15 protein-coding genes, 3 other RNA genes and 10 pseudogenes are annotated in these 24,730 nt (G+C 64.0%); 13 read left to right on the top strand and 15 right to left on the bottom strand.

Going from position 1 to position 24,730, the window contains the following annotated elements:
- Positions 1 to 59 precede the first annotated feature (59 nt).
- A non-coding RNA gene (locus XpopCFBP1817_RS11280) (sX9 sRNA) lies at positions 60 to 136 on the bottom strand.
- A 274-nt stretch (positions 137 to 410) separates the two neighbouring features.
- On the opposite strand from XpopCFBP1817_RS11280, the pseudogene XpopCFBP1817_RS23730 reads away from it, so the two are divergent.
- Positions 411 to 1,146: pseudogene (locus XpopCFBP1817_RS23730) on the top strand (putative peptide maturation dehydrogenase); the annotation flags it as partial.
- A gap of 127 nt (positions 1,147 to 1,273) precedes the next feature.
- Here the strand turns inward: XpopCFBP1817_RS23730 and XpopCFBP1817_RS11265 are convergent.
- The 5 genes and pseudogenes from XpopCFBP1817_RS11265 to XpopCFBP1817_RS11245 all read right to left on the bottom strand — a co-directional run.
- A pseudogene (locus XpopCFBP1817_RS11265) lies at positions 1,274 to 1,435 on the bottom strand (transposase); the annotation flags it as partial.
- 32 nt (positions 1,436 to 1,467) lie between these two features.
- Positions 1,468 to 2,804: pseudogene (locus XpopCFBP1817_RS11260) on the bottom strand (TolB-like translocation protein); the annotation flags it as partial.
- Positions 2,805 to 2,907: 103 nt separating this feature from the next.
- Positions 2,908 to 4,935 carry an acetyl/propionyl/methylcrotonyl-CoA carboxylase subunit alpha gene (locus XpopCFBP1817_RS11255; protein ID WP_128417196.1) on the bottom strand — a complete coding sequence of 676 codons (2,028 nt, stop codon included), beginning with the start codon at positions 4,933 to 4,935 and terminating at the stop codon, positions 2,908 to 2,910.
- A gap of 243 nt (positions 4,936 to 5,178) precedes the next feature.
- A complete protein-coding gene (locus tag XpopCFBP1817_RS11250) occupies positions 5,179 to 6,789 on the bottom strand; it encodes a carboxyl transferase domain-containing protein (RefSeq protein ID WP_128417195.1) in 1,611 nt (536 codons plus the stop codon).
- A gap of 10 nt (positions 6,790 to 6,799) precedes the next feature.
- Entirely contained in the window at positions 6,800 to 7,963 is a 1,164-nt protein-coding gene (locus XpopCFBP1817_RS11245; protein ID WP_128417194.1) for an isovaleryl-CoA dehydrogenase, read from the bottom strand.
- 128 nt (positions 7,964 to 8,091) lie between these two features.
- Here XpopCFBP1817_RS11245 and XpopCFBP1817_RS11240 point away from each other — a divergent pair, with 128 nt between their 5' ends.
- The 3 genes and pseudogenes from XpopCFBP1817_RS11240 to XpopCFBP1817_RS11230 all read left to right on the top strand — a co-directional run bounded on the left by XpopCFBP1817_RS11240 (position 8,092) and on the right by XpopCFBP1817_RS11230 (position 9,683).
- Positions 8,092 to 8,712 (top strand): TetR/AcrR family transcriptional regulator, encoded by a 621-nt coding sequence (locus XpopCFBP1817_RS11240; RefSeq protein ID WP_128417193.1) that lies wholly within the window; start codon positions 8,092 to 8,094, stop codon positions 8,710 to 8,712.
- An 85-nt stretch (positions 8,713 to 8,797) separates the two neighbouring features.
- Positions 8,798 to 9,170, top strand: a pseudogene (locus tag XpopCFBP1817_RS11235) (DNA-binding protein).
- Positions 9,167 to 9,683, top strand: a pseudogene (locus XpopCFBP1817_RS11230) (RES family NAD+ phosphorylase). The pseudogenes XpopCFBP1817_RS11235 and XpopCFBP1817_RS11230 overlap by 4 nt, the downstream one beginning before the upstream one ends.
- 40 nt (positions 9,684 to 9,723) lie before the next feature.
- Here XpopCFBP1817_RS11230 and XpopCFBP1817_RS11225 read toward each other — a convergent pair.
- The 4 genes and pseudogenes from XpopCFBP1817_RS11225 to XpopCFBP1817_RS11210 form a co-directional block, all read right to left on the bottom strand.
- Positions 9,724 to 10,059 (bottom strand): DUF3325 domain-containing protein, encoded by a 336-nt coding sequence (locus XpopCFBP1817_RS11225; protein ID WP_128417192.1) that lies wholly within the window; start codon positions 10,057 to 10,059, stop codon positions 9,724 to 9,726.
- Positions 10,056 to 11,672, bottom strand: a pseudogene (locus tag XpopCFBP1817_RS11220) (PepSY-associated TM helix domain-containing protein). Before XpopCFBP1817_RS11220 ends, XpopCFBP1817_RS11225 begins: the two are co-directional and overlap by 4 nt.
- A complete protein-coding gene (locus XpopCFBP1817_RS11215) occupies positions 11,669 to 11,980 on the bottom strand; it encodes a DUF3649 domain-containing protein (RefSeq protein ID WP_128417191.1) in 312 nt (103 codons plus the stop codon). The pseudogene XpopCFBP1817_RS11220 and the gene XpopCFBP1817_RS11215 overlap by 4 nt, the downstream one beginning before the upstream one ends.
- A 25-nt stretch (positions 11,981 to 12,005) precedes the next feature.
- Complete coding sequence (locus tag XpopCFBP1817_RS11210; RefSeq protein WP_128417190.1) at positions 12,006 to 12,650, bottom strand: DUF4198 domain-containing protein; 645 nt, start codon at positions 12,648 to 12,650, stop codon at positions 12,006 to 12,008.
- Between the two features lie 371 nt (positions 12,651 to 13,021).
- Here XpopCFBP1817_RS11210 and XpopCFBP1817_RS11205 point away from each other — a divergent pair, with 371 nt between their 5' ends.
- On the top strand, positions 13,022 to 13,540 hold the full coding sequence (locus XpopCFBP1817_RS11205) for a c-type cytochrome (RefSeq protein ID WP_128417189.1): 519 nt from the start codon (positions 13,022 to 13,024) through the stop codon (positions 13,538 to 13,540).
- 366 nt (positions 13,541 to 13,906) lie between these two features.
- A pseudogene (locus XpopCFBP1817_RS11200) lies at positions 13,907 to 15,626 on the top strand (ExeM/NucH family extracellular endonuclease).
- 290 nt (positions 15,627 to 15,916) lie between these two features.
- On the opposite strand, the pseudogene XpopCFBP1817_RS11195 reads toward XpopCFBP1817_RS11200, so the two are convergent.
- Positions 15,917 to 16,311, bottom strand: a pseudogene (locus XpopCFBP1817_RS11195) (MerC domain-containing protein).
- A 61-nt stretch (positions 16,312 to 16,372) separates the two neighbouring features.
- Here XpopCFBP1817_RS11195 and XpopCFBP1817_RS11190 point away from each other — a divergent pair.
- Positions 16,373 to 17,543 (top strand): annotated as a pseudogene (locus XpopCFBP1817_RS11190) (GTP-binding protein).
- Between the two features lie 174 nt (positions 17,544 to 17,717).
- On the opposite strand, the gene xopR reads toward XpopCFBP1817_RS11190, so the two are convergent.
- Both xopR and XpopCFBP1817_RS11180 read right to left on the bottom strand, forming a co-directional pair.
- Positions 17,718 to 18,929, bottom strand: coding sequence for a type III secretion system effector protein XopR (gene xopR / locus XpopCFBP1817_RS23565; RefSeq protein WP_128417188.1), 1,212 nt, complete (start codon positions 18,927 to 18,929; stop codon positions 17,718 to 17,720).
- 97 nt (positions 18,930 to 19,026) lie between these two features.
- Positions 19,027 to 19,785 (bottom strand): annotated as a pseudogene (locus tag XpopCFBP1817_RS11180) (EamA/RhaT family transporter); the annotation flags it as partial.
- 67 nt (positions 19,786 to 19,852) lie between these two features.
- Here XpopCFBP1817_RS11180 and XpopCFBP1817_RS11175 point away from each other — a divergent pair.
- From XpopCFBP1817_RS11175 to zapE, 3 genes are all read left to right on the top strand, one after another.
- A non-coding RNA gene (locus XpopCFBP1817_RS11175) (sX9 sRNA) lies at positions 19,853 to 19,929 on the top strand.
- 179 nt (positions 19,930 to 20,108) lie between these two features.
- Complete coding sequence (locus tag XpopCFBP1817_RS11165; protein ID WP_128417187.1) at positions 20,109 to 20,771, top strand: alpha/beta hydrolase; 663 nt, start codon at positions 20,109 to 20,111, stop codon at positions 20,769 to 20,771.
- Positions 20,772 to 20,855: 84 nt separating this feature from the next.
- The gene (gene zapE / locus XpopCFBP1817_RS11160; RefSeq protein WP_128417186.1) at positions 20,856 to 21,950 is read left to right on the top strand and encodes a cell division protein ZapE; all 1,095 of its coding nucleotides are present in this window, start codon (positions 20,856 to 20,858) and stop codon (positions 21,948 to 21,950) included.
- A gap of 108 nt (positions 21,951 to 22,058) precedes the next feature.
- Here zapE and XpopCFBP1817_RS11155 read toward each other — a convergent pair whose 3' ends face one another.
- Positions 22,059 to 22,448 carry a hypothetical protein gene (locus XpopCFBP1817_RS11155; protein ID WP_244171140.1) on the bottom strand — a complete coding sequence of 130 codons (390 nt, stop codon included), beginning with the start codon at positions 22,446 to 22,448 and terminating at the stop codon, positions 22,059 to 22,061.
- A gap of 184 nt (positions 22,449 to 22,632) precedes the next feature.
- Complete coding sequence (locus XpopCFBP1817_RS11150; RefSeq protein WP_128417185.1) at positions 22,633 to 22,812, bottom strand: hypothetical protein; 180 nt, start codon at positions 22,810 to 22,812, stop codon at positions 22,633 to 22,635.
- A gap of 313 nt (positions 22,813 to 23,125) precedes the next feature.
- Here XpopCFBP1817_RS11150 and XpopCFBP1817_RS11145 point away from each other — a divergent pair, with 313 nt between their 5' ends.
- The 3 genes from XpopCFBP1817_RS11145 to XpopCFBP1817_RS11135 all read left to right on the top strand — a co-directional run bounded on the left by XpopCFBP1817_RS11145 (position 23,126) and on the right by XpopCFBP1817_RS11135 (position 24,392).
- Complete coding sequence (locus XpopCFBP1817_RS11145) at positions 23,126 to 23,587, top strand: MarR family winged helix-turn-helix transcriptional regulator (RefSeq protein WP_128417184.1); 462 nt, start codon at positions 23,126 to 23,128, stop codon at positions 23,585 to 23,587.
- A gap of 108 nt (positions 23,588 to 23,695) precedes the next feature.
- The gene (locus XpopCFBP1817_RS11140; protein WP_128417183.1) at positions 23,696 to 24,124 is read left to right on the top strand and encodes an organic hydroperoxide resistance protein; all 429 of its coding nucleotides are present in this window, start codon (positions 23,696 to 23,698) and stop codon (positions 24,122 to 24,124) included.
- A gap of 192 nt (positions 24,125 to 24,316) precedes the next feature.
- Positions 24,317 to 24,392: non-coding RNA, sX9 sRNA (locus XpopCFBP1817_RS11135), on the top strand.
- The last annotated feature ends 338 nt before the right edge of the window (positions 24,393 to 24,730 follow it).

Here is a 24,730-nt window from a genome sequence, read left to right as displayed (position 1 = left end):
TGATCCACCTGGCGTTCCTGGCGTTGCTGCTTAGAAGACTTTGAACAGGCTCTTAGAGCGGCTAACAAAACGTAGCGAGCAGTCGTCAGGTGGGTGCGGACGGCGCGCTCAGAACCTGAGTGTACGAGTGGTACATGCCGATTCCGAGCACCGGCCGCGCCCGCCTGGCGGTGAGCGCAGTAGTTTTGTTAGCCGCTCTTAGCCGGATTGCATTGAAAGCATTCGCGGAAGTCGTCGTCGCTGGCCAGCAGCTCCAGCAGTCTGTCGGCGATGGATGCATCAAGCCGAGGGTGGGCGTTGTCGGCTGAGTCAGTCATGTTCTTGCCTGCAGAGTGAGGGTGTGTGGTGCGTGGTGTGGCAGGAGAGTTGAAACACGATCGATCGTGCCCATGCGTCCTTGAGATGTCCCTGTGCAGATCCGTCGCTGTGCCACGCTGTTCTTGGAACTTCGCGACGATGCGGTGTTCGATCTTGTCCGACTCCTTGCCGCTGGCGATGGACTGCGTCGCCGCACACGATATGGCTGGCACTGGCGCCGCATCTCGATGCAGAGGCAGAGGTCGATACGGCCGAGCGCGAGTGGCTGACCGAACTGAGTGCTGCACGCTGGCAATCCATTGATCGGATGCAACCGCCACCGGCCGGGCTGGAGCGTCTGATCGAGCAGGGCCTTGCGGTCAGCGATCAACCGGAGCACGGACGGCATCGCCGCAATGACGAGCGGGTGCAGCAGCAGCGTTGGTGGCCTTTGGCCGCGTTGTGGTACCGCTTCGCGTGTTGGAAAGGCGAGGACAGCGTGGCAACGATGGAGGCGCAAGGCCTGACTACTGCAGAAGCCATGGTGGAGCGACTGGGCGCGCCACCGGAAGAAGTGGTGAACCGCGGCGAAAGAGGCCCCGAAGCCCGAATAGCGTTGCTGCATGCAACACCCGATACGTTCGCTCACCTGCTGGCGCGTCGCGTGACCTGTCGCAATTCGATACGCAGCGCCCGCTATCACGCATGTTGCTGGGCCAGATGCTTGAACGCAGCGTCATGGTCCGCGCGCGGATCGAGGTGGAGCACGACACCGCATGCTTGAACAAGCCAGCGCCATCGGGCGGCAGCCTGCATCCCACCGAAGCCCATCTGCTGGTGCAGCGCGTCTAGGGAAGGTCTGAACACGCTCCAGGCCACATAAATTCCCGCATCTTGAGCGCCAGTAACGCGCAAAGTGGGTTGGTAAGACGAGGTTTTGCGCGTTTCTTGCGGCGTCAGCCGCCGCCAGGCAGCATTATCCCCTGGCCTGCAACAGCTGCCGGCGCACCATCCATAGATTGGACAGCGCACACAACGTCAGTACCTGCGCCGTGTTCTTGGCCAAGCCGCGATAGCGGACTTTGGTGTAACCGAACTGGCGCTTGGTCACGCGGAACGGATGCTCCACCTTTGCACGTTGGTCGCCTGCTTTTAGACGCTGGCCCACTATGGCGGGATAGTGGCGAGCAAGGTGTTGAGGTTGGCCGGGCCGACGATGTCCACGCCGCATTTAAACGCGTCCGGAGTGAAGGTTCGGCCTTGCCGTCGTGGTGGGTGTCGGCCTCGGCGGGCAGGGTGAGATAGCTGGCCAGGTTGAGGCCGTCGCGCGAGGTCACTTCCTGTGGCCACATCGGTACCAGCGGTTTGCCATCCAGCGCAGGGCGGGCGGAGAACAGCTTGGTCAGCTTGCCGCCATCGGCGCGATCGTCGCGGTAGTGGGTGAGCGGTGTTTCTGCTGCCGAATACACAACGATCCAGGTGCGGTCATCGAGCGTGCGTGGTGCGATGCTGGCATCGCCTGCGCTGAGTGATTTGAGTTTTTGCAAATCGGCGACGATGCCGGTATCTGGCGCCTTCCATTCTTCGCGCAGGTAGTCGGTGGATAGCGCCTGCACCACGCCGGTCTTGGGGTCGTTCAAGATGGTGCCGACATCGGCGCGCGGGTTTTCGAACCGTAGCGTGCGTGCATTGCTGGCAGTGTCGATCGCATACAGCGCCCAGGTGTCGCGGTTGCGCGCATTCTGCATGTAGAGCGTCTTGCCGTCGTCGGTGAGCCCCTCGGGGGCAGTGTTGGTGACATCTTCGAACGGGATGCGGTCCACGCGCTTCCATGCCTTGCCATCGGGCACCAGCAATTCTCTGTCGGCATCGTCGGTGGCGCGCGTGGCGTCGCGGAACCGATAGTCGCCATCGAGCAGATAGGAATCCAGGCTTGCGATGTTTTGCTGCACCAGGGTGCGCTTGTCCGAGGCCAGGTCCACCCGATACAGGTCATGCTATTTGCGATCACGGTCGCTCATACCCACCATGATCGATTCGGGATGCTGCGCGCTGACCCGGTACACCTCGGCGGTGGTTTTCTTGAACGGTGTGAGGTCCTTGCTGCTGCCATTGGTCAGATTGACCGACAACAGATGGACGTCTTCATGGCCACCGTCATCGCGCAGAGACAGCAGCGTATTGGATTGATAGGTCCAGAAATAATTGCCGATACCGTGTGCGGTGTCCTTGGTGATCGCGCGTGCCTGATCCGGCGCATCCACCGGCGCGACCCAGACATCGAGCACACCGTCCAGCGGCGCCACCCAGCCGAGGTATTTGCCATCGGGGCTAATCGTCACGTTGGGGCGCTCCGGATTGCCGAACAGCCCATCGCGGGTGACCAGTTCCGGCGGGGCTGCCGTGGCTGTTGCGGGCGGTGTGGCCTTATCGGCCGTGGACGCGGTTTTGTCGCTGCAGGCAGCTAGCGCCAGCACGATGCTGGAAACCAGAAGCAGGCGCTGCATGAAAGGCTCCGGTGAGAGTGGCGACCACGCCGGCCGCTTTCCCCCACGCTAGGGGCAATGCCCGCGCGCGCGGACGTGCTGTTGGTCATCCTTTCGTCTGGCGCTACGCAGGCGCGGATGCAAATTCCACAAGCGCAACACCCTCGGCGACCAGATCGCCTTCTGCGACCAGATACGCCTGCACGGTGCCATCGCAGGGCGCGTGCAAGGCATGCTCCATCTTCATCGCTTCGAGCACCAGCAGGGATTGCCCGCGCGTGATGGGCTGGCCGACCGGGGCGACCAGCGACACGATGCGGCCCGGCATCGGTGCGGTCAGGCCGCCGGTTTCATGCGCGGGTTGATCGGCCTCGACCAATGCGTCGTGGTGGCGGAAGACCGCACGCTGTTCGGCGCCGATCAGGGTCAACGTGCTGCCGTCGCGCAGGACCTGTGCGCGCCATTGCCGCCCATCCATCTCCACGCGCAATGCGTTGCCCTGCGTGTGGCAGCGCAGCGTGTGCGTGTCGCCCAGGCACGTGACCTGCCAACCACCGGCCAGCCGACGTACGCCGAGTTCACGACGCTCGCCTACGGCCTCCAGCGTGATGGCACGCGCTGCATGCGTGCCGATGCGCCACCCATCGGTGTGCTGCCACGGTGAGAACGGGTCGGCCGGATCAGGCGTGGCGTTCGGCACGGCCTCGGCCATCAGCACGGCAGCCAGGCACCACCACGCACCATCCGGCGCATGCGGGTCCGGAAACAAGGCCGCATGCTCGCGTGCGATCAACGCGGTATCCAGATCGGCGCAGGCAAACGCCTTGGTGCCGATCAGGCGCGACAGAAATGCACTATTGGTGGTGACGCCAACCACATGGCATTGCGCAAGCGCCTTGCGCATGCGTGCAAGCGCAGCGGGACGATCGACATCCCACACGATCAGCTTGGCAATCATCGGGTCGTAATAGGGGCTGATGGTGTCGCCTTGCTCCACGCCGGCATCGATACGCACATGCGCACTAGGCGCAGGCAGCTGCAGTTGCCGTAGCGTGCCGGTCGAAGGCAGAAAGCCGCGTTCGGCATCTTCGGCATACATGCGCGCTTCCAGCGCATGCCCGTGGATGCGCAGTTCGTGCTGACGCAGTGGCAACGGTTCGCCGGCTGCCACGCGCAGTTGCCACTCGACCAGATCGGTGCCGGTGATCAACTCGGTCACCGGGTGCTCCACCTGCAGCCGGGTGTTCATTTCCATGAAATAGAAATCGCCGTCGGGGCCGGCAATGAATTCCACCGTGCCAGCACCGACATAGCCCACTGCGCGCGCGGCGTCCACGGCCGCCTTGCCCATCGCAGCGCGGCGTTGTTCGCTCATGCCGGGTGCGGGCGCTTCTTCCAGCACCTTTTGATGCCTGCGCTGCACCGAGCAATCGCGTTCGAACAGAGAGACCACCTCGCCCTGCGTATCGCCGAACACCTGGATCTCGATGTGGCGCGGGCGCTCGACGTACTTTTCCACCAGCACCTGCGCATTGCCGAACGCCGACTGCGCCTCGCGCTGGCAGCTGGCCAATGCCTCTTCGAATGCATCGCTGGCATTCACGCGACGCATGCCTTTGCCGCCGCCGCCGGCGCTGGCTTTGATCAAGACCGGATAGCCGATCGCATCGGCCTGCGCACGCAGGAACGCTGGCGCCTGCGCGTCGCCGTGGTAGCCCGGCGTCAGCGGCACGCCGGCGCGTTGCATCAGCGCCTTGGCCGCACTCTTGTCGCCCATCGCGCGAATAGCCGCCGCCGGTGGGCCGATAAACACGATGCCGGCTTGCGCGCAGGCATCGGCAAACGCCGCGTTTTCCGACAGAAAGCCATAGCCGGGATGGATCGCCTGCGCGCCGCTACTGCGTGCCGCATCCAGGATCGCATCGCCACGTATATAACTCTGCTGCGCCGGTGCGGCACCGATATGGATCGCCTCATCGGCTAGCCGCACATGCCGTGCATCGCGATCCACATCCGAATAGACCGCCACCGTTGCGATGCCGAGCTTGCGACAGGTGGCAACGACCCGGCACTCGATCTCGCCGCGATTGGCGATCAGAATCTTGTCGAAATACGGCTGTGTTGCTGGGGCGTTGGATTCGCGCTGGGTCATGACCAAGTTCTCTGCACGTCGCCATGGCGGCGGGGGCTGCGATGAAAGAACGGTTGCGTGTACTGCACGATAAACAGCGCGATGGCAGCTGGCGCAGGTGTTCTACAACGCGATTGACTGCTTGAATCAGTCAACGCGCTGCGTGCTCGTGCAGTCCACCAGACAACATGCGACAACCTGTTCGCACGTGTAGATGCAGCGCTAGACACTGAAGGACCGCAGATGCAAACGCGCATCACCGCCTCACATCCGAAACACGCCAAAACGTGTCGTCTCGATCGGCGCATTCAATGCCGCAGACAACCCCAGCCCAAGCACACGACGTGTATCGGCCGGATCGATAATGCCGTCGTCCCACAAGCGTGCGCTGGCGTAATACGGATGCCCCTGCTGCTCGAACTGCGCCCGGATCGGTGCCTTGAACGCATCTTCTTCCTCGCCCGACCAGGCCCCACCCTTGGCTTCGATCCCGTCGCGGCGCACCGTGGCCAGCACGCTGGCGGCCTGTTCGCCGCCCATCACGCCGATACGCGCATTCGGCCACATCCACAGGAAGTTCGGCGAGTACGCACGGCCGCACATGCCGTAATTGCCGGCACCGAACGAGCCGCCGATCACCACGGTGAACTTTGGCACCTTGGCGCAGGCCACTGCCATCACCAGCTTGGCGCCGTCCTTGGCGATGCCGCCATGTTCGTATTTGCGCCCGACCATGAAGCCGGTGATGTTCTGCAGAAACACCAGCGGAATGCCGCGCTGCGTGCATAGCTCGATGAAGTGCGCCCCCTTGAGCGCGGACTCGGAAAACAGGATGCCGTTGTTGGCGATGATACCGACCGGGTAACCATGCAGATGCGCAAAGCCGGTGACCAGTGTGCTGCCATAACGCGGCTTGAATTCGTCCAACTGCGAGTCGTCGACGATGCGCGCGATCACCTCGCGCACATCGAATGGCTTGCGCGTATCGGAATTAATCACGCCATACAGTTCATCGGCAGCATGCCGCGGCGGTAGCGGTGCGCGCAGCGCCAAGGTCGCAGCCGGTTTGCGCCAATTGAGCTGCGCGATGATGGCGCGCACGCGTGCCAGGGCTTGCAGATCGTTGTCGGCAACGTGATCGGCCACGCCGGAGATGCGCGTATGCACATCCGCACCGCCGAGCTCTTCGGCACTGACTTCTTCGCCGGTGGCCGCTTTGACCAGCGGTGGGCCGCCGAGAAAGATGGTGCCTTGCTCGCGCACGATCACCGTCTCATCGCTCATCGCCGGCACGTACGCACCGCCAGCGGTACACGAACCCATCACGCAGGCGATCTGTGGAATGCCGTTGGCTGAGAGATTTGCCTGGTTGTAGAAAATGCGCCCGAAGTGATCGCGGTCGGGAAACACTTCATCCTGCAACGGCAAGAACGCGCCGCCCGAATCGACCAGGTAAATGCATGGCAAGCGATTCTGCTGCGCGATTTCCTGCACGCGCAGATGCTTCTTCACCGTCATCGGATAATAGGTGCCGCCCTTGACAGTGGCGTCGTTGGCCACGATCACGCATTCCACCCCGGACACGCGCCCGATGCCGGCCACCACACCGGCGCACGGCACCTGATCGTCGTACATACCGTGCGCGGCCAGTGGCGCGATTTCCAGCAAGGCGCTGCCCGGATCCAGCAAGGCCTCGATGCGCTCGCGCACCAGTAACTTGCCGCGGGCGGTGTGCTTGGCGCGTGCGGCCTCGCTGCCACCTAGCGCAGTCTGCGCCAGCGTGCTGCGCAGATCCTCGATCACTGCGCGCAGTGCGGCAGCGTTGTGTTGGAAGCTCTCGCTACTGACCTGCAGCTGGCTGGTGATCACGCTCATGATGGCTCCGTCAGGCGGTGCGTTCGAACAACTCGCGGCCGATCAACATGCGTCGGATCTCCGAGGTTCCCGCACCAATTTCGTACAGCTTGGCATCGCGCCACAGGCGCCCGGTGGGATAGTCGTTGATGTAGCCGTTGCCGCCCAGCACCTGGATCGCCTGGCCGGTGAGCCAGGTCGCCTTTTCGGCCGCGTAGAGAATCGCGCCGGCCGCGTCCTGGCGCGTGGTCTGCCCGGCATCGCAGGCGCGCGCCACCGCATACACGTACGCGCGGCAGGCGTTGAGCCCGACGTACATATCGGCCAGCTTGGCCTGCATCAACTGGAAGGTGCCGATCGGCTCGCCGAACTGCTTGCGCTCGTGCACGTACGGCAGCACCACATCCATCGCGGCGGCCATCAATCCCAGCGGGCCACCGGCCAACACCACACGTTCGAAATCCAATCCGGACATCAGCACGCGCACGCCACCGTTGAGTGTGGCCAGCACGTTCTCAACAGGCACTTCGCAATCGGCGAACACCAATTCGCAGGTGTTGGAGCCGCGCATGCCGAGCTTGTCGAGCTTCTGCGCGGTGGAAAAACCGGGTATGCCCTTTTCGACGATGAAGGCGGTGATGCCGCGTGCGCCGGCGGCCGGATCAGTCTTGGCGTACACCACCACCACATCGGCGTCCGGGCCGTTGGTGATCCACATCTTGCTGCCGTTGAGCACAAAGCGGTCGCCGCGCGCATCGGCGCGCAGCTTCATCGACACCACATCCGAGCCGGAACCTGCCTCGCTCATCGCCAGCGCGCCCACATGCTCGCCGGTGCACAGTTTGGGCAGGTAGCGCTGCTTCTGCTCGTGCGTGGCGTTCTTGCGCAGCTGGTTGAGGCACAGGTTGGAGTGCGCGCCGTACGACAAGCCGATCGCGCCGCCGGCCCGGGAGATTTCTTCCATCGCCACCACATGGGCGAGGTAGCCCATACCGCTGCCTCCGTAGTCTTCCTCCACCGTCAATCCGAGCAAACCTTGCTCGCCGAGCAGGCGCCAGAGGTGTGTGGGGAAAACATTGTCCTGATCGGCAGCGGCCGCGAACGGGGCAATATGATGGCTGGCGAAGGCCGCCACGCTGTCGCGCAGCAGATCGATTTCTTCGCCAAGCGCGAAGTTCAAGGACGGCACGTGCATGGAGCGACTCCGCAAGGATCGGGATGCGCCGGGTGTGAGCGGGCAGGCCGCACGGCGCTTGTGCGCAGCCTAGCGGTCCGCAGTAAAAAAGTGAACTAAAATTCAACTATTGAACCCAGAATCGCACCATGGCTTATCGACGCTCCGCCCTGATGAAAGAACGCTTGGCCGGCAACCGCGAACGCATCCTGCACGCGGCCCGCAAGCTGATCGCCGAAGGCGGCTACCGCAATGCGCCGGTGACCGCCGTCGCCGCCGCCGCTGGCGTCTCGACCGGGCAGATTTACCGACATTTCCCGTCTAAAGCCGAGCTTTTCGTGGAAGTTCTTAATGACGCCGTGGAGCGTGAGATGCACATCCTGCGCGCCATCGCCACCACGCAGGACAGCGCCGCCGAGCGCCTGCGCCGCGCGATCGCCACCTTCGTGCGGCGTGCCTTGGCCGGCCCCGCGTTGGCGTATGCATTCATCGCCGAGCCGGTGGAACGCGAAGTGGACGTCGAGCGCATCCGTGGCCGACACCTGTTTGGGGAGGTGTTTCGCCAGTTGCTCGCCGAAGGCGTGGCAGCCGGCGAGTTCCCGCCGCAGTCGCTGGACGCGGCGGCGGCCTGCATCGTCGGCGCCTTCACCGAGGCCTTGGTGGGGCCGGTTGCCCCCAGCCGCAGCGACCCGCAGCAAGGCGAGCAGCTGGTCGAGGCGATCTGTGGCTTTTGTCTGCGCGCGGTGGGTGCGCGCCAGCCAACAGGCTGACAGTGCACTGAGTCGGCGTTTTGCTGTGCTGTTTCAATGCGCCTGAGTGTGCATGTACTGTGCACACCGTTGCCGGAGTCATCCGATGGTCGCCGTCCTCAACCCCCTGGCCCTGACCGAACGCCTGCGCCTGCCCGACCGCACCATCCTGTCGCCATCGGCGATGGCCGGGCTGCTGGATCTGTCGTAGCAGGAGTTGGCTGAACTGGCCGGGGTGCATCGCAACAGCCTGCGCGTGCACCCGAAGCCCGCACGTGCAGGACCTGCTACGCAAGCTGTCGCGCCTGCTGGTGGCGATGGCGCAAGTCCAGCCGGACGAACGCCCAGTGGTGTTCCATCTCAAAAACACCCCGATCCCCGCGTTCGAATTCGCCACCTTGCTGGAAGTGGTCAAACAGGGCCGCACCGACGATGCGCTGACCTATCTGCGCACCGTCGCTTCGGGCGCTGCCGGTTGAAGCTGAGCGCCCCGGCGCACTGCGCGCTTCACCCCACGCTGGGCCGCCGAACCGCTGAGCGGCGCCGGTGCCGCGCGTTTTGGCGGGCGCTTCAATCGTTTTGGCCAACCGTCCTTGTATCTATCGCTGCAACTGGAAACCGCCGCTGCCGAAGACGCGCAAGCCGCGCCGTTTCTACCGCCATTGACGCTGGTCAGTTATGCCGCCGATCTGCCCGCGCTGGCTGATCTGGGCCTGCTCGATGCAAGCTGGGATGCGCTCTGGGCCGATTGGACCGAGGACTGGCGCACGGCCCTGGTCAACAAGATCGAACCGGTGAGCTGGGTGCTCGGCGACATGCTGCGCGAGGCGCAGATCCCCGGCGCGATCTTTCCCAGCATGGCGCTGCCGGAAGGCATCAACGTCGTGGTGTTTCTGGACATGCTGCAGCCCGAGCACGTGCTGCGCGTGCTTGACGATGGGCGCCTGCCCCGCGATGGGTGTCGCTGGGGCGATCGGCCAATCGTTGTGTAGCGGCATGCGTGCGAGATGATCGCAGCAAACGTTTCACGCTTCACCCCGCCAACAACTGCACCACGCCCGCCAGCACCGGCGCCGCCACAGCCGTCGGCAGAATCAATCCACGCCGATACGGCAGCAACCACAGCGACAGCAGCGCGGCAGCGCCGGTCAACGTGCCCAGCCACACGACCGAACCGATGCCCCAGCCCTGCGCGTGTATCGCCAGGCCAAAGGTGAGCAGCAACAGCAGCCAGCCCAGCACACGCAATTGCCGCGAGCGCGCAGCGCCCAGCATGCAGCCATGCACCTGCCGCTGATGCTTGTCCATCGCCAGGCACAGCGCAGCGAATCCAGAGAAATTCAGTGCCAGCAACAGCCACACGCTCATGCGCTTTCCTGCATCGGCGCGCTGCTTGGCGCAGGCGCGGCGGCAGTGGCGCGCGTATGTCGCGCAGACGCGGGCTGCGGTGCTTTCCAATGCTGCAAGCGCCAACCCGCCACGCCCAGACACAGGCCAAGGAAAATGCAGACCAGATCGACACCGGCCAGCGCCCACTGCCCGGCCGGCAGCGTCACGCCTAGATGCACATCGCTGGTGATCGCGTTGAGCAGCGGCACCAGCGCAAACAAGGCTGCGCCAAGAGACAGCTACCAGCTCCACGTCGCGCGTCGTGGCCAGACGAACGCAGCCAGCAAGGCAGCGGCCCAGGCGGCGAAGAACAGGTTCGCCTCCATCGCCGCGCGTGCGTCCAGCGTCACCGGTAGCAAGCGATTGGCCCAGAAGAAACCGGCAAAGGCGATCGGCAAGCCGGCGACCGTGCCGATGTTGAGCGCATCCACCAATCGTAGCCCGAAGCCGATGCGCCCGGCTTTCAGATGTTTGGGGCCTTCTTTCACCGCCCACATCACCAGACCGCTGGCCACCATCAAACAGCCGAGCAACCCGGAGCCGAAGAACAGCGCGCGCATCCAAGGCCCGGCAAAGTGGGCGATATGCAAGCCCACCATCACCCCGCGCGTCTGGCTGGCGCCACCCGCCGGCCCGCTGCGCTGCAGGCGCTGGCCGCTGAGCGCATCGAACAGGATGGACGGCGCATGGGTGGAGAGGTTGTGCGCCAATTGGGTCACCCCAACGGCGGCATGCGCGTCGTTGGGAAGCGACACCGCCACGTTGCCGATCTCGCCACCGCGCCAGTCGCTGCGCGCACGCGCCACGAACTGTTCCAGCGGCAGCATGCGCGCCGGTGTGCCCGATGCCTTCCGCGTATCGGCAACCCGGTTGGCGGATTCTTCGTAGAAACGCATTTCGTTGTCGGGGTACTGCGCCTTGATGCCCCACGGCAAGTACATGAACATCAAGGTCACGATGCCGGTGTAGGTGATCATCGCGTGGTATGGCAACGCGGTCACCGCGCTGACATTGTGGAAATCCAGCCACGAGCGCAGGCCCTTACCCGGGCGAAAGGTGAAGAAATCCTTGAAGATCTTCTTGTGCGTGATCACCCCGCTGATGATCGCCACCAGCATGAACATCGCGCAGAAACCCACGATATAGCGCGACCACAGCACCGGCAGATAATGCAGATCGAAATGCAGCCGATAGAAGAAGTCGCCGCCCAGGGTGTCGCGTGCGGCGATCTCCTTGCCGGTGGCCGGGTCGATGATGGCGTTGCCATACATCTCGCGGCGGCTGGCGGGTTTGCCATCGGCTGGCGCAGGATTTTGCCAGTACATGCTCACCACCGGATTGCGCGTGTCCGGCAAGGTGATGTTCCAGCTCTGCGCATCGGCCGCATGCGCTTGCAGATACTGTTCGGCGCTGCGCAGCGCGGTCGTATTGCTCACCGTGGTGGTGGGCAGTTCCGGGCGCATCCAGCGGCTGATTTCGTCGCGGTAATAACTCGCCGTGCCGCCCATGAAGATCAGCAGCAACACCCAGCCGACCAGCAGCCCGGTCCAGGTGTGCAGCCACGCCATCGACTGGCGGAATCCCTGCTTCATGCCACGCTCCGTTGCAGCCATGCGGCCAGCGCAAACATCAGCGCCGCCGGCACCGCGATGCCGGCCCACGCCCGCCACACGCTGGCGGTGGCAAAGGCCCATAGCGGTGCACACGCGCACACCACGATGCCGACCAGCATGCTGGTTAGCACCGCTTCGCTGGGCGGCATCGGCAACACCAGCGCCAGCAAAAGATTGGTGGCGCTGGCCAACGCATAACCGCCAAAAATTGCGGCCAGCGTGCGCGCAAGCACGCCCAGCCAGGGACGCCTGAACCAGGGAAGCGACAGGGGCGGTGCGGTAGACATCAGCTGTGCTGCATGTGCGGCCGACTTACTCGGCCAGGAAGGTCAACGTGCTGATGTGGTGGATCATCGCCACCTGCTTGCCGGCGATCTCGCGCTTCACCGGCTCCTTGTTGGTGGCGACCAGGATTTGGCGCCCAGCGCGCAGCTTGGGCAACGTCACCTGGCCCTTGACATCGGAGGTCAGCGTCTTCTGCCACTTCTGCGGGTCGATCACCGTCACCTCGACCTTGGGCAGCGGTTTGTTGCGATAGAGCACGGTCAGCGTGTTGCTGTTGGCGGCGGTGGGCACCAGTTCGAAATCGAGCTTGGCCGAGGGCGTGGCGCGGCCGGCGCGGGCGGAATAGCTCACCGTCTCGAAACCGCCGGCTTCGCCCTTCCACGGTTCGAACACGCTGTCGTCGCTCAACCAGGCATCGCCGGTGCCGGACAGCGGCGCGGTGAGGAACTCGCTGCCGCGCTGCAACGCGCCGGCCTTGCCGGCCGTGCCGAACACGGTCGGCTTGACCACGCGCTTGATCTCGTCTTCGCCGTGGTCGAGGGTCTCCTGCGCCGGCTCGCCGAAGTAGATGCGCACCGGGCCGCTGCCGTCGCGCTCGGTCCAGATTTCATGGGCCTGGGCAGACAGACTGATACTGGCCAAGGCCAGGCAGGACAGCAGAAAGGACTTCATCGCGGCGACTCCTCGTAAGCGGGACCGGGCGAAGCGAGAACCGCGTCACCGTTGGTTGATGGGAATGATACGCAATTCCACGAAACGAGACCAACGCGCCATCCGGGACCTGCGGGGTTCGACCAGCACCTGGTCGTCACGCGGGCAAGCGGGTTCTGCCGCGGAAGGGGTAGTGCCAAGCAGCCCCGTCATGCGGCATCGCGGCAATTTGCCAGCGGCGCGCCAGGTGGCTGCGTACAAGACGTACAGCCCGCCAAGCTGCAGGACGCATCGCGGCGATAACTGTCATGCACAGTGGCCAGACTGGCGGGAACTGTGCTCTATACTCCGGCGCTAGCAGAGGTCTTCGACCAACAGCCAGGGGTGAGCGCGTGCGGAATTACGACCTCGAGTTCCTGAAAAAATTCTCGATGGTGATCGGACTATTGGTCGTGATCACCCTGGGCCTGATCGCCCTGGCAGCCTATTTGCAACGCGCCATTCCCGACGAAGTCTCACCCACTGCGGCCAAACGCGTGCAGCAACGCACCGCACCGGCCGGTGCGGTGTATGCCGGCACCACTGGCGCATCCGCACAAGCGGCGGCGCAGGCGGCAGCGCTGGCCAAGGCCGCCTCGCAGTCCGCCTACGGTGGCAGCACCGACGGCAAGACCATCTTCGACAATCTGTGCACCGCCTGCCACACCACCGGCGTTGGCAAAGCGCCGACGCTGGACCATTCGCATTGGGACGCGCGCATTGCCCAGGGCAAGGACACCTTGTACAAGCACGCGATCGAGGGTTACACCGGCCCGGACGGCGGCATCATGCCGGCCAAGGGGGGCAACCCGGCGCTGACCGAAGAACAGGTCCGTGCCACGGTCGATTGGATGCTGGGCAATCTGAAGTAAGCGCCTGACACAGGCAATCGGGGTGCCGCCGGGCAGCAGCGACTGCCGTGTGCGGGCGCCTCGACTCGGTCAAGCACGAAGACGGCGCACTCTGGATTGCGCGTTATAAGTCGGCCGGCATCGAGCGAGCGTTCCGGTTTCGCTGCACCACTTTCTTGGACGAGCATGTCAGCCTTGCACGAGCACGCACCGCCCCCCTTGAAGTGAGTACTCGCAACTGCACAGGCAACTGTCACCTGCCACTTTTCCAAGCACCAGCTGGTTGGCGCTCGCAGCGTTTTGTTAGCCTGATACAGTGCTAGCCACCCATGCGCCGCCTTCCGGGCGGCGCTTGCAAGGGGTCTACGTCGTTGCTGGAGTGTGTCGATGTCGCGTTGCTCGCTTGTTGTGCTCGGTGTGATCGGTCTGCTGGCTCCGCTGCTGGGCAGTGCCGCCGATGGCACGCCGCAACGCCTGTCGATCGCCGATGTGCAGGGCGAAGACACGCGTAGCCCTTACGACGGCCGTGTGGTGGAAGTGGAGTGCATCGTCACCGCCGATATGCGCGTCGGCCTGGCGGGGCTGTTCGTGCAGCAGCCCGGTTTTGAGCCGCGGCGCTCGCACGGCTTGTTCGTCACCGGTGCCGGCAATGCCGAGGTGGCAGTGGGCGACCGCGTGCGCATCGTCGGCACGGTGCGCGAGGCATCGGCAGGTGGCGAGGCGAGCCTGACCAGCGTGGATGCCAGCAGCATCGAGCGACTCGGCAGCGGGCAGCCGGTGCCCGTGCGCATGCTCAGCGGGCCGCCAGCCAACTGGGAAGCGCTGGAAGGCGAGCACGTGCGCATCGCCGCGCTGACGCTCAACGGCAGCGACCGTCTGGACACCTATGGCGAGCTGGTGGCCGCCTTCGGCGGGCGCTTGTGGCAGCCGAGCGAAGTGGCCGCCGCCGGCACCCCGGCCTTCGCCCAGGTGGAGGCCGACAACGCACGTCGCCGGGTGTTGCTGGACGACGCACGCAATGGCCGCAACCCCAAGACGGTGGCCTATTTGCCAGCCGATCCGCTGCTGCGCAGTGGCAGCCTGCTCAAGTCGGTCGATGGCATCGTGGATCAGCGCTACGACGGCAGCTACCGCATCCAGGTGCTGAATCCGTTGACGTTGCCAGCCATGCCAACTGCGGTGGTGCCGCAGGTAGGCGGCGATCTGCGTATCGCCTCGTTCAATCTGGAGAACTTCTTCAACGGCAATGGTCGCGGCGGCGGTTTCCCGACCAAGCGCGGTGCGCGCACGCATGAGCAGTTCCAGGCGCAGCTGGCCAAACTGGTGTCCACCATCGTGCCGTTGCGCGCCGATGTGGCAGCGTTGATGGAGCTGGAAAACGACGGCAATGGCGCCGATGCCGCAGCGGCGCAACTGGTGGCCGCGCTCAACGCAGCCGGCAAGGACTAAGGACTGGCAGTTCGTGGATCCCGGTAGCGGCCCGGGCGATGACGCGATCCGGGTCGGCATCGTGTATCGCAGCTCCCAGGTCACCCCGGTGGGCAAGCCGGCCACGTTGACCGGCGGGCCGTTCGACAGCTACAGCCGCGTGCCGTTGGCGCAAGCCTTTCGCAGCCCCCGTGGCGCGATCTTCGTGGTGGTCGCCAACCACTTCAAGTCCAAGGGTTGCGGCACCGCCAGCGGCACCGATGCCGATCAGCGCGACGGCCAGGCATGCTGGAACGCCACCCGCACCGAATCGGCCAAGCGCCTACACCAATGGCTGCAGACCGACCCCACCGGCGCGCAGACCAAGCTTGCCGTGTTGCTGGGCGACTTCAACGCCTACGCCATGGAGAGCCCGATGCGCAGCCTACGTGCCAGTGGCTGGCAGGACGCCTTCGCGGTGGCCGGGGTGAAACAACCTTACAGCTACGTCTATGACGGCATGAGCGGGCGGCTTGACCACGCGCTGCTCAGCCCGGCGATGGCCAAACAGCTACGCGGCGCGGTGGAATGGCATATCAATGCCGACGTTATGGAGGACGCCGGCTACGCCAAGCGCAACCTGGCCGGCCCTTGGCGCAGTTCCGATCACGACCCGGTGCTGCTGGGCTTTTCGCTTTAGGGAATGCCTGATTAACCCATGCATCGCCGCCATGCGGCTCAGTCAAATCAATAAGTTAAGCTTCGCGCAAGTGGGTTAATCAGAGAATCCTTAGCGGACTCAGTAACCCCAGAGCAGACGATATACTTTGTTAAGAACCGCGCTTGCGCGCGAGGATGCTCGTAAAGCGAGCGCCATCGCGCGTCAGCGCGCCGGAAGAATCACCCGTCCCACCGCGGAGGTGTTACGTGTGCCTCGCGCGCGCTGGAACTCCGGTCGCACCGGCGCAGCACACCCAAGGTGTGCGCCCCTCAACCTAGCGCGCAATCGGCATGCCGGCGGCGTAGCCGCAGGTTGACCAGATGCGTACTGGCCAGCAGCAGGCTGCCGGTCACCGTGATCGGCGTTTCCCACCTGCCGCCGGCAAATCCGCTCGCGCCAAGCGCCAGGCCGGCCAGCCCGAACACCGCCAGCACCCATACCGGCGCGGGCAGCGCGTGTCGCCGGTGTGTGTTCCAGAGCGCATAGCTACTCAGTGGCACGGATGCAGTGGCGAACACCACATGCACCCATTCGGCCCGGCTCCAGGCGCCCAGCAACGGGAGGGCGGCGGCCAGCAACGGCAGGGCAAGGCAAGGCAATGCAGCAGGCACAGGCTGGACAGGGCGATGGCCGAGCTATCCAGCACCGAAGCGGTAACGCGCATTGAACGGGTCCTGTCGAGCGAGTATTATATAATAACACTTTATTCGCCCAAGGTTCTCCGGATGTGCTTGTCCACTACCCGCCATCCGTGTCGTCCTGTCACCGTGTTGTCCGGCTTTCTTGGCGAGGGCAAGACCACCTTGCTCAACCGCATCCTGCACAACCGCCAGTGCCTGCGGGTGGCGGTGATGGTCAACGACACGAGCTAGGTCAACATCGACCCGCAACTGGTGCGCGAGGGCGGCGCGGCCTTGCGACGCACCGAACAGACGCTGGTGGAATTCAGCAATGGCTGCATCTGCTGCAAGCTGCGCGACGACCTGCTGCAGGAGGTGCCCAGGCTGGCCGAGCAGAGGCGCTACGACTATCTGCCGATCGAATCGACCGGCATTGCTGAGCCGATGCCGGTGGCGGCCACCGTTGCGGTGCGCGATGCCGACGGCTTCAGACAGATGGAGTTCGCCGACGTGCTGGTGATCAGCAAGTGCGATCAGATCGATGCGCAGCACTTGATGCGGTTGCGTGCGGTATTGCGCGCGCCTAATCGCGAGGCGGCGATCGTGGGCTCCGTGCAGGGCGAGGTGCCGCTGCGTCAGTTGCTTGATACCGGCCGCTTCGATTTTACCCGCGCGCGCCGCTGCCACCGGGCTGGATGGAGGAGCTGCGCGGCCGGCACACGCCGGAGACCGAGTAAGACGGCATCAGCAGCTTCGTCTATCGCGCACGCCGGCCGTTCCACCCGCAGCGCTTCGCACGCATGGTGCAAAGCGGCCTGCCGCAGGTGATTGGCAGCAAGGGTTTTTTCTGGCTGGCAAGTCGCATGGATTGGGTGGGTGAGTTGACCAGCGTGGGCGGTGCGACCCAGACCAACGCCGCCGGCTTCTGGTTCGCCGCGCGCCATCGCGTGGATGCGCCCGCGATCGGCGAGCCGCTGCAGACCGGCATCACCCCGCTGCCCTACACCGACATCGGCTGGTAACGTCGCGGCAGCAGACCCAGTGCTGGACAGCGCCGTTGCTGCAATTGCACCAAGTGGGCGACGCCAGCCAATGCGCGGCGATGCAATGGCGATGGGGCGAGCGTTGCCAGGAGCTGGCGGTGATCGGCGTGGACATGAATGCACTGCGCACGCGCGCTGCGCTGGATGCCTGCCTGCTCAGCGATCACCAACTGCGCCAAGGCCCGGCGCAGTGGCAATGGCTGGATGATCCGTTTCCGCACTGGGAGCGTTGATGGCGGCTTGGATCACGCTGGCGACATCCGTTCGCTCGTCGTCCGGATGCGCGCGGTTGCGGGCTGGCATACCCCAGCGGGGCGTGCGGGATGCGCCGCCACGTTGAGGCGCTTCGCATTCCTCAGACGTGGCGGCCGGGTAGCGTGCATGTGCAAGGAGCGATGTTCGGATCTTCAGGAGTAGCCGTTGTCGATTGCCTCTTGATGGGTCTCTTTTTCTTTCTCAACGGACTGTCGACGTTCTTCGGCGGTGGTGGGGATGCCTTCCATCAGGCGTGGCGCTCCCCGCCCTTCTAGCTGGTCGTCGGTGCTTCTGACGATCTGTTCCAACGCAAGCATGTTCTGATAGCCCTGCATCATGCGTTCCAGACGCCGTATCTGGCCGTCGGGTGCGTTGCCTTTCTTCAGAGAGTCCAGGCGCCGTTCCGCGCGCGCGTAGTTTTTGGCCAGGGCGGCTCTGTCGATGGATTTGCGCCTTGCCTTGAGTACCTCGCGCCGATAGTGATGCATTACGTCCATCTGGGCCATGGCCAGGCCGCTGGTCGTGGTTCGCGGTGGGTGGATGTCTTCCATCGGTGCAAGCGCGACCAGCAGTGCATTGAGCTGACTATCGCGGACCTCATTACGCTGGGCGATCAGGGCTGCACGCGTAGTGAGAAGTTGCTGCTCCTGTGGAGTTGCCTCGCGGTCCTCCATGAACAGCTGCTTTTGAATTTCGCTGCACTGCTTGGTTATCTCTGCCAGTTCCCGATCCAGGCTGCGCAATGAGGGGGGCCGCTTGAGCTGGGGGCGTGGAGAAGGCACCGAATGCGATGCTTGCATGCCGTGCTGCAGCGGCTGCCCCTCATCACGGCTCATTCTTTTGGGGATGGGCGGTTGCACTGCCTGATCGACGGGGCGTTGCCGCCCGTGCACCTGCTGCGCACGCGATGGCTTGGGCGGAATCGACACGGAATGTCTTGTGGGCTGGGCCTGCTGCGGCTCCGGTCGCTGCACCCGCCCATGATCAGTTCTGGTGGGAATGGGCTGCCGCGAGCGCTCATCGACGCGGCCTTGCCGCCCTTGCATCTGCTGCGCACGGCCGGGCGTTGCACCGGGCGGCACGGGTGTCATGCGCTGGGGCGGGCTCTGCACCGATTCAAGCGTTGGGGAGTCGATGCACGTCAAAGGCAGCTGTTTGCGTAACGATGCCAGCGATCTACGCGCTGAGGCGAGCATACTGCGATGAGATTTCGACGCGCCCTGAGCGACTGCGGACTTGGGGGCTTGAGAGAGCGGGTGCTGCGGTGACGCGCTTGCAATCAACTGTTTCGTATCGGTCGAGTTGGGGCTGTGCGGCTCCGGGGCGACTCGATGACGGCTACTAAATAATTGACTGAGGCGCATCACACACTCCCGTTGGGCATCTGCACTGACGATAGCCGGCGCTGCCGCCCCCTTCATGCGAACTGCGAACCGGGGTCGCGCAGGCCGAACACTTTCCTCAGCCCAAACGCATACCCCAGGCGATCGCAGCAATTGCAGGGGCCGCTAGCAACAGCCCCATCCAACCACGCGGGCCGATGCGCTCGCCAAATCCCAATTTGCCGACGAGCGCTTCCAGCACGACCACGCCCACATTCATGCTGGCGAAGACGGTGGCCAGCCTATGCGGCAGCAGCTGATGGGCGCGCACGTAACACAGGATGTTGCCGAAATTGAGCGCACCAAGGAATACGCCGGCGAGGAGGTTTCGAAAGCTCAGACGCGCAATACGGTCCTGGCGGATGCCTTGCAAGCCAAGCATCAGCACAAATGCCAGTGCAAAGCACACCGTCAATGACGTCAACGACGGCGTACCGGACTGTGCGATGTGCTTGAGCAGCAGATCGATTAGGGCAAAGCCCATCCACACGCCTGCCAGCCATGGCCAGCCGATTGAGGTCGGCGCTGAATCTGCACCGGTGCCGTGACGTGGCCGCTGCAGGATGCACACGATGGCCAGCAGGCCCAGTCCAGCCGCCTTCCAGGCATTGACCGGTTCACCAAAAAGAGTGAAGGCCGCCGCCAGCGAGAGCAATAGCGACAGACGTTGTGCAATGCCGGTACGTACGATGCCGGCGGTGGCGACCGCGTGTGCCAGCAGCATGAAGATCGAAGGCAATGCCACCGCCAATGCGAACAGTGCCAGCCATGGCATGGTCCGAGCGCGCAGCGTGTCCAGTGCCGGATGCAGGGTCGCCCATGCCAGCAACGCGGCGGTGACTTAGAGCGGCTAACAAAACGACTGCGCAGCCGCCAGGCGGGCGCGGCCGGTGCTCGGAATCGGCATGTACCACCCGTACACTCCGGTTCTGAGCGCGCCGTCCGCACCCACCTGACGACTGCTCGCTACGTTTTGTTAGCCGCTCTTAGTTCCAGGTGATCGCCTACGCAGCATCCAGGCGATAGCGCGGGCAGCAGCTTCAACAGCACCGATACCAGGACACTGCAAACAGCGGCCAACAACAGAAAATGCATGGGCAACGCAACGACGTATCCAGGCAGGGCGATGAATGCGGCCGGCGGGGCGGCTATTATGAGGGCATGTCCAATCTCCCATTTCCTACCGAATCGGCTGCATTGACGTTGGATGGGCCAGTCGGCCCGCTCGATATCGCGGTCGATCTGCCCGAGCCAGACGTCGCTGTGCAACCTGTCGTCGCCATCGTCTGCCATCCGCTCTCTACCGAGGGCGGCAGCATGCACAACAAGGTCGTCACCATGGCCGCGCGCGCGCTGCGCGAGCTGGGCATCACCGTGGTGCGCTTCAATTTCCGCAGTGTCGGCAACTCGGGCGGGGCGTTCGATCACGGCGATGGTGAGCAGGACGATCTGCGCGCGGTTGCCGCATGGGTGCGCAGTCAGCGCCCGTGCGATACGTTGTGGTTGGCCGGTTTCAGCTTCGGCGCCTACGTCTCGTTGCGCGCCGCCGGCTCGCTTGAACCGCAGGTGTTGATCTCGATCGCGCCGCCGGCCGGGCGCTGGGATTTCAGCGACATGCAGCCGCCTGCACACTGGTTGGTGGTTCAGGGCGATGCCGATGAAATCGTCGACCCGCAGTCGGTCTACGACTGGTTGGAGACCCTGGAGCAGCAGCCAGAGCTGGTGCGCATGCCCGACACCAGCCACTTCTTCCACCGCAAATTGATCGACCTGCGTGGTGCGATCCAGCATGGTGTCCGGCGCTGGTTGCCGGCCGCAGTCTGACCGCGGCGTGGCCCATGCGTACGCGCATCGCACCGAGATGCGCCGTTGAGCGGGCATGCCAGCAGCCGGCCCGCGGAGAACACGATGACTGACATGACCCCGTCGCAGCGTTACGCCGCCGGCGTACAACGCGGCGACTGGCGCGCCGACCCCGCCCAACTGGCGGCGTTGGCAGAGCTGGACCGTATCCACGAGGCATTGGTGGACAGCGCGCAGGACGGCTGGCTGGATCGGCTGTCTGCGTTCTGGAAAAACCCCGAGCCGGTGCGCGGCCTGTACTTCTGGGGTGGCGTGGGGCGCGGCAAGACCTTCCTGGTCGACCTGTTCTATGACGGGCTGCCGATCAAGCAGAAGTACCGCACGCATTTCCATCGCTTCATGCGTGGCGTGCATGAGCAGTTGCGCGAACATGCAGGGCAGAGCGACCCACTGGCCAGGATCGCGCAGCAATGGCGCGAGAATCTGCGCGTGCTGGTGCTGGACGAATTCTTCGTCACCGACATCGGCGATGCGATGTTGCTGGCGCGCTTGCTGGAACGCTTGTTCGCCGAAGGCGTGACCCTGGTGACCACGTCCAACACCGCGCCGGCAAATCTCTATGCCAATGGACTGCAGCGCGACAGCTTCATGCCGGCGATCGGGTTGCTGCAGAAGTTCTGCGTCGCGTTGTATGCCGAAGGTACCGAGGATTACCGCATGCGCGCGTTGACGCGGTCACCGGTATATCGCGTGCCGCTGGATGCGCAACCCGATGACTGGCTCCGCCAGCGCTGGAGCGAATTGAGCGGAAATTCCGAAGCGCGCGGCGGCAATATCGAAATCGAAGCGCGCAAGATTGCAGTGCGCGCACGTGGCAAGAGCATCGCCTGGTTCGACTTTGCTGCAATATGCGAAGGCCCGCGCGGCCCGGGCGACTACATCGAGATCGCGCGCGAATTCACCACCGTCCTGCTGGGTGGCATCCCGCACTTCGATCGCATGAACGAAGACGCCGCGCGCCGTTTCGTCAATCTGATCGACGAGCTGTACGACCGCCACGTCAACCTGGTCTGCACCGCGCAGGACGCACCGCCGGCGTTGTACAGCGGTCAACGCCTGGCTGGCGCGTTCGAGCGCACCGCCTCGCGTTTGATCGAGATGCAGAGCGCGGAGTATCTGGCCACTGCGCATCGGGCGTGAGTTGGTCCCTTTAAATTGGCCGCCCGAGTCCTGCTTCAGAATCTGTAAGTGAGTTGCGACAGGATCCGGCGTATGCAAATGAATCTGTCCACATACGCCGATGCAACCTTACTGCTGGGATCGCGGTTTGGCTTGTCGATACTGGCGCTTGTCGCCCGTCCGTTTCCCATTGGGATCGACGTTGGCACACCCTCGGCCGCCGCAAATGACAGCATCGGATGGGTAATATGCTTGGAGGACCGGGATAGCGCTCTCGTAGCGCTGGAGTTCGGCCTGGACGATGGAGAGCTCGCGGCGGTAGTAGCCCAATACGGCCCAGCCGATAAATAGCAAAAGAAACAGGATGGCGGCCGCAGCGGCGAACCATATCCAGACGGTCTTGCTCGCCCCTTGTAGGTGCGCTGATGTGGCCGACACGGCACGGTCGTACTCCCTGGCGACGGGCGACACCGCATCCTTGGCCTCCGTGGCGATTTGGGCGCTAGGGAAGGTCTGCACAACGCTCCAGGCCGCATAAATTCCAGCATCTTGAGCGCTAGTAACGCGCAAAGTGGGGTTGCAGCAGCAAGATCTCACGACGGGTTTGCTTGCGCTTGCCCAAGCCCTGTGCATCACCGAATGTCAGTTGCATGGATGCCTGCTTAACGTAAGTGCGTAGTCTCGCGCCTCTATGGGGCGTTGTTCAGAGGTTCCTTCGTTTGACGAGTGCGCCACCGAGGTCGCCACAGATACGGTCGCCTTCCTGCACGAGCGTAACGTTGAAACCGCAGCAATCAAGCTTGGGATTTGTTTCGTCACACCACTTCACCGACCATGCGCCATTGAAATTGGCTTTTGCAGCTTTCGCGGGTGGGCTGGACATGCAAGCTGCCAGCCAGTGCATGAGGCGAGCAGAATACTCGCCAATGCGCCGGCCGTGGATCTGCCGATTGCCATATGGTTCTCCTGCCCGTGGTCACAGCTAACAGGCTAGGCGAAGATGAACTCTGGCCCTACCCTACGGGCCAGGAATCCTCCTGGCGAATTCAAGCCCGATTAGCCGCAGCTACAGAGCGGCACGCTCGCCGGTTTAGGCCGGCGCACGAGATGCATTGCAGACCGTCCGCAGCGACGGTGCATGTAAGCGTCTATAGAATCGCTTGAAATTAAATAGTGCGCTATGTAAATTGCAGCCCATGGACACCGCCATAGCCACCCCCGCCCAGACTGACGCACTGCTGCAGCTCGACAAGCAGCTGTGCTTTGCGCTGTATTCGGCCAACCTGGCGATGCACAAGCTCTACCGCAGGCTGCTGAAGACGCTGGACCTGACCTATCCGCAGTATCTGGTGATGCTGGTGCTGTGGGAGACCGACGGCCGCAGCGTGTCGGAGATCGGCGAGCGCCTGTATCTGGACTCGGCCACGCTGACGCCGCTGCTCAAGCGTCTGCAGGCCGCTGGCCTGGTGACGCGCACGCGCGCCGTCAGCGACGAGCGTCAGGTGATCATTGCGCTGACCGACGTGGGTCGCGCATTGCGCAGCAAGGCGGGCGCGGTGCCGGAGCAGGTGTTTTGCGCGTCGGCGTGTTCGTTGGACGAACTGCGTCAACTCAAGCAGGAACTGGAAAAGTTACGCTCCAGCCTCGGTAAGGGGTGAGTCGCTTCATCCGTGCCCGCGTTCTTATTCAACATGCCGCACACGATTCAATCGTCAACCATTCAATTAATAATCACGCGCTGACAGCGCTCACTCCGGAGAACCACCATGGCCTCACCTGAAAAGATCCTTTACACCGCCCACGCCGCCGCAACTGGTGGCCGCGAAGGCCGCGCCGTGTCCTCGGACAAGGCGCTGGACGCCAAGTTGTCCACCCCGCGCGAGCTGGGCGGCGCCGGTGGCGACGGCACCAACCCGGAGCAGCTGTTCGCTGCCGGCTACTCGGCCTGCTTCATCGGCGCGATGAAGGCCGTGGCTGGTCAGGACAAGCTCAAGCTGCCGGGCGAGATCAGCATTGATGGCAGCGTCGGCATCGGCCAGATTCCGGGCGGTTTCGGCATTGCGGTGGAACTGCGCATCGCCGTGCCGGGCATGGACCAGGCCGAACTGCAGGCGCTGGTCGACAAGGCCCACCAGGTCTGCCCGTACTCCAACGCCACGCGCGGGAACATCGACGTCACCCTGACCTTGGCCTGATCTACGCCAGTGCTGCCGCGCGCTGTGCGTGGCAGTGTCAGAAGCGGCCCGGCGCATGCGTCGGGCCGCGTTCGTTGTGCATTGCCTGTCTGCACATGCTGGCGAGGGCCATAGCCGCGCGGCACACCAAGAGCGGCTAACCAAACTCCTGCGCTGGCCGTCAGGCGGGCGCGGCCGGTGCTCGGAATCGGCATGTACCACGCGTGCACTGCGGTTGCTCCGTGCCGTCCGCACCGACCTGGCGACTGCTCGTTACGTTTTGTTAGCCACTCCACGACGATGACAATGTTTGCTTGGCCGGCTCAGGCCGGAATCTTTTCTGCCCATGAGCGCGACGCGTCCCACTTTGCTACTGCTACCCGGCCTGCTCAACGAGAGGGTCGGCAGGGATTCGTGTAAAAAATAGCCAAATGCGCCCTAAATCGTTGTTGTAGCAAGAATTCTCCGGGAAAAGTCGATCAGCAAGACTTCCCGCTTGAGATCGAGCGCGTAGTCGCCAAACCTATCGAGTCACCCCTGAAAACCCCCAACCACCCAACGACCGCAAGGCCTTGATGTCTGCACCGGCGTGCCAGAACTGCCAGTGTTCGCTACGCTGAAGGCTGG

The sequence above is a fragment of the Xanthomonas populi genome (genome assembly GCF_002940065.1).
GTDB classification, from domain to species: Bacteria; Pseudomonadota; Gammaproteobacteria; order Xanthomonadales; family Xanthomonadaceae; genus Xanthomonas; species Xanthomonas populi.
The sequence above is the reverse complement of the archived record's forward strand: the minus strand, read 5'-3'. Positions and strand labels throughout refer to the sequence as shown.

Coding starts and splice junctions, on each gene's coding strand:
- XpopCFBP1817_RS11255 (WP_128417196.1), bottom strand. CDS start 4,935: ATGACCCAGCGCGAATCCAACGCCCCAGCAACACAGCCGTATTTCGAC.
- XpopCFBP1817_RS11250 (WP_128417195.1), bottom strand. CDS start 6,789: ATGAGCGTGATCACCAGCCAGCTGCAGGTCAGTAGCGAGAGCTTCCAA.
- XpopCFBP1817_RS11245 (WP_128417194.1), bottom strand. CDS start 7,963: ATGCACGTGCCGTCCTTGAACTTCGCGCTTGGCGAAGAAATCGATCTG.
- XpopCFBP1817_RS11240 (WP_128417193.1), top strand. CDS start 8,092: ATGGCTTATCGACGCTCCGCCCTGATGAAAGAACGCTTGGCCGGCAAC.
- XpopCFBP1817_RS11225 (WP_128417192.1), bottom strand. CDS start 10,059: ATGAGCGTGTGGCTGTTGCTGGCACTGAATTTCTCTGGATTCGCTGCG.
- XpopCFBP1817_RS11215 (WP_128417191.1), bottom strand. CDS start 11,980: ATGTCTACCGCACCGCCCCTGTCGCTTCCCTGGTTCAGGCGTCCCTGG.
- XpopCFBP1817_RS11210 (WP_128417190.1), bottom strand. CDS start 12,650: ATGAAGTCCTTTCTGCTGTCCTGCCTGGCCTTGGCCAGTATCAGTCTG.
- xopR (WP_128417188.1), bottom strand. CDS start 18,929: ATGCGCCTCAGTCAATTATTTAGTAGCCGTCATCGAGTCGCCCCGGAG.
- XpopCFBP1817_RS11165 (WP_128417187.1), top strand. CDS start 20,109: ATGTCCAATCTCCCATTTCCTACCGAATCGGCTGCATTGACGTTGGAT.
- zapE (WP_128417186.1), top strand. CDS start 20,856: ATGACTGACATGACCCCGTCGCAGCGTTACGCCGCCGGCGTACAACGC.
- XpopCFBP1817_RS11150 (WP_128417185.1), bottom strand. CDS start 22,812: ATGTCCAGCCCACCCGCGAAAGCTGCAAAAGCCAATTTCAATGGCGCA.
- XpopCFBP1817_RS11145 (WP_128417184.1), top strand. CDS start 23,126: ATGGACACCGCCATAGCCACCCCCGCCCAGACTGACGCACTGCTGCAG.
- XpopCFBP1817_RS11140 (WP_128417183.1), top strand. CDS start 23,696: ATGGCCTCACCTGAAAAGATCCTTTACACCGCCCACGCCGCCGCAACT.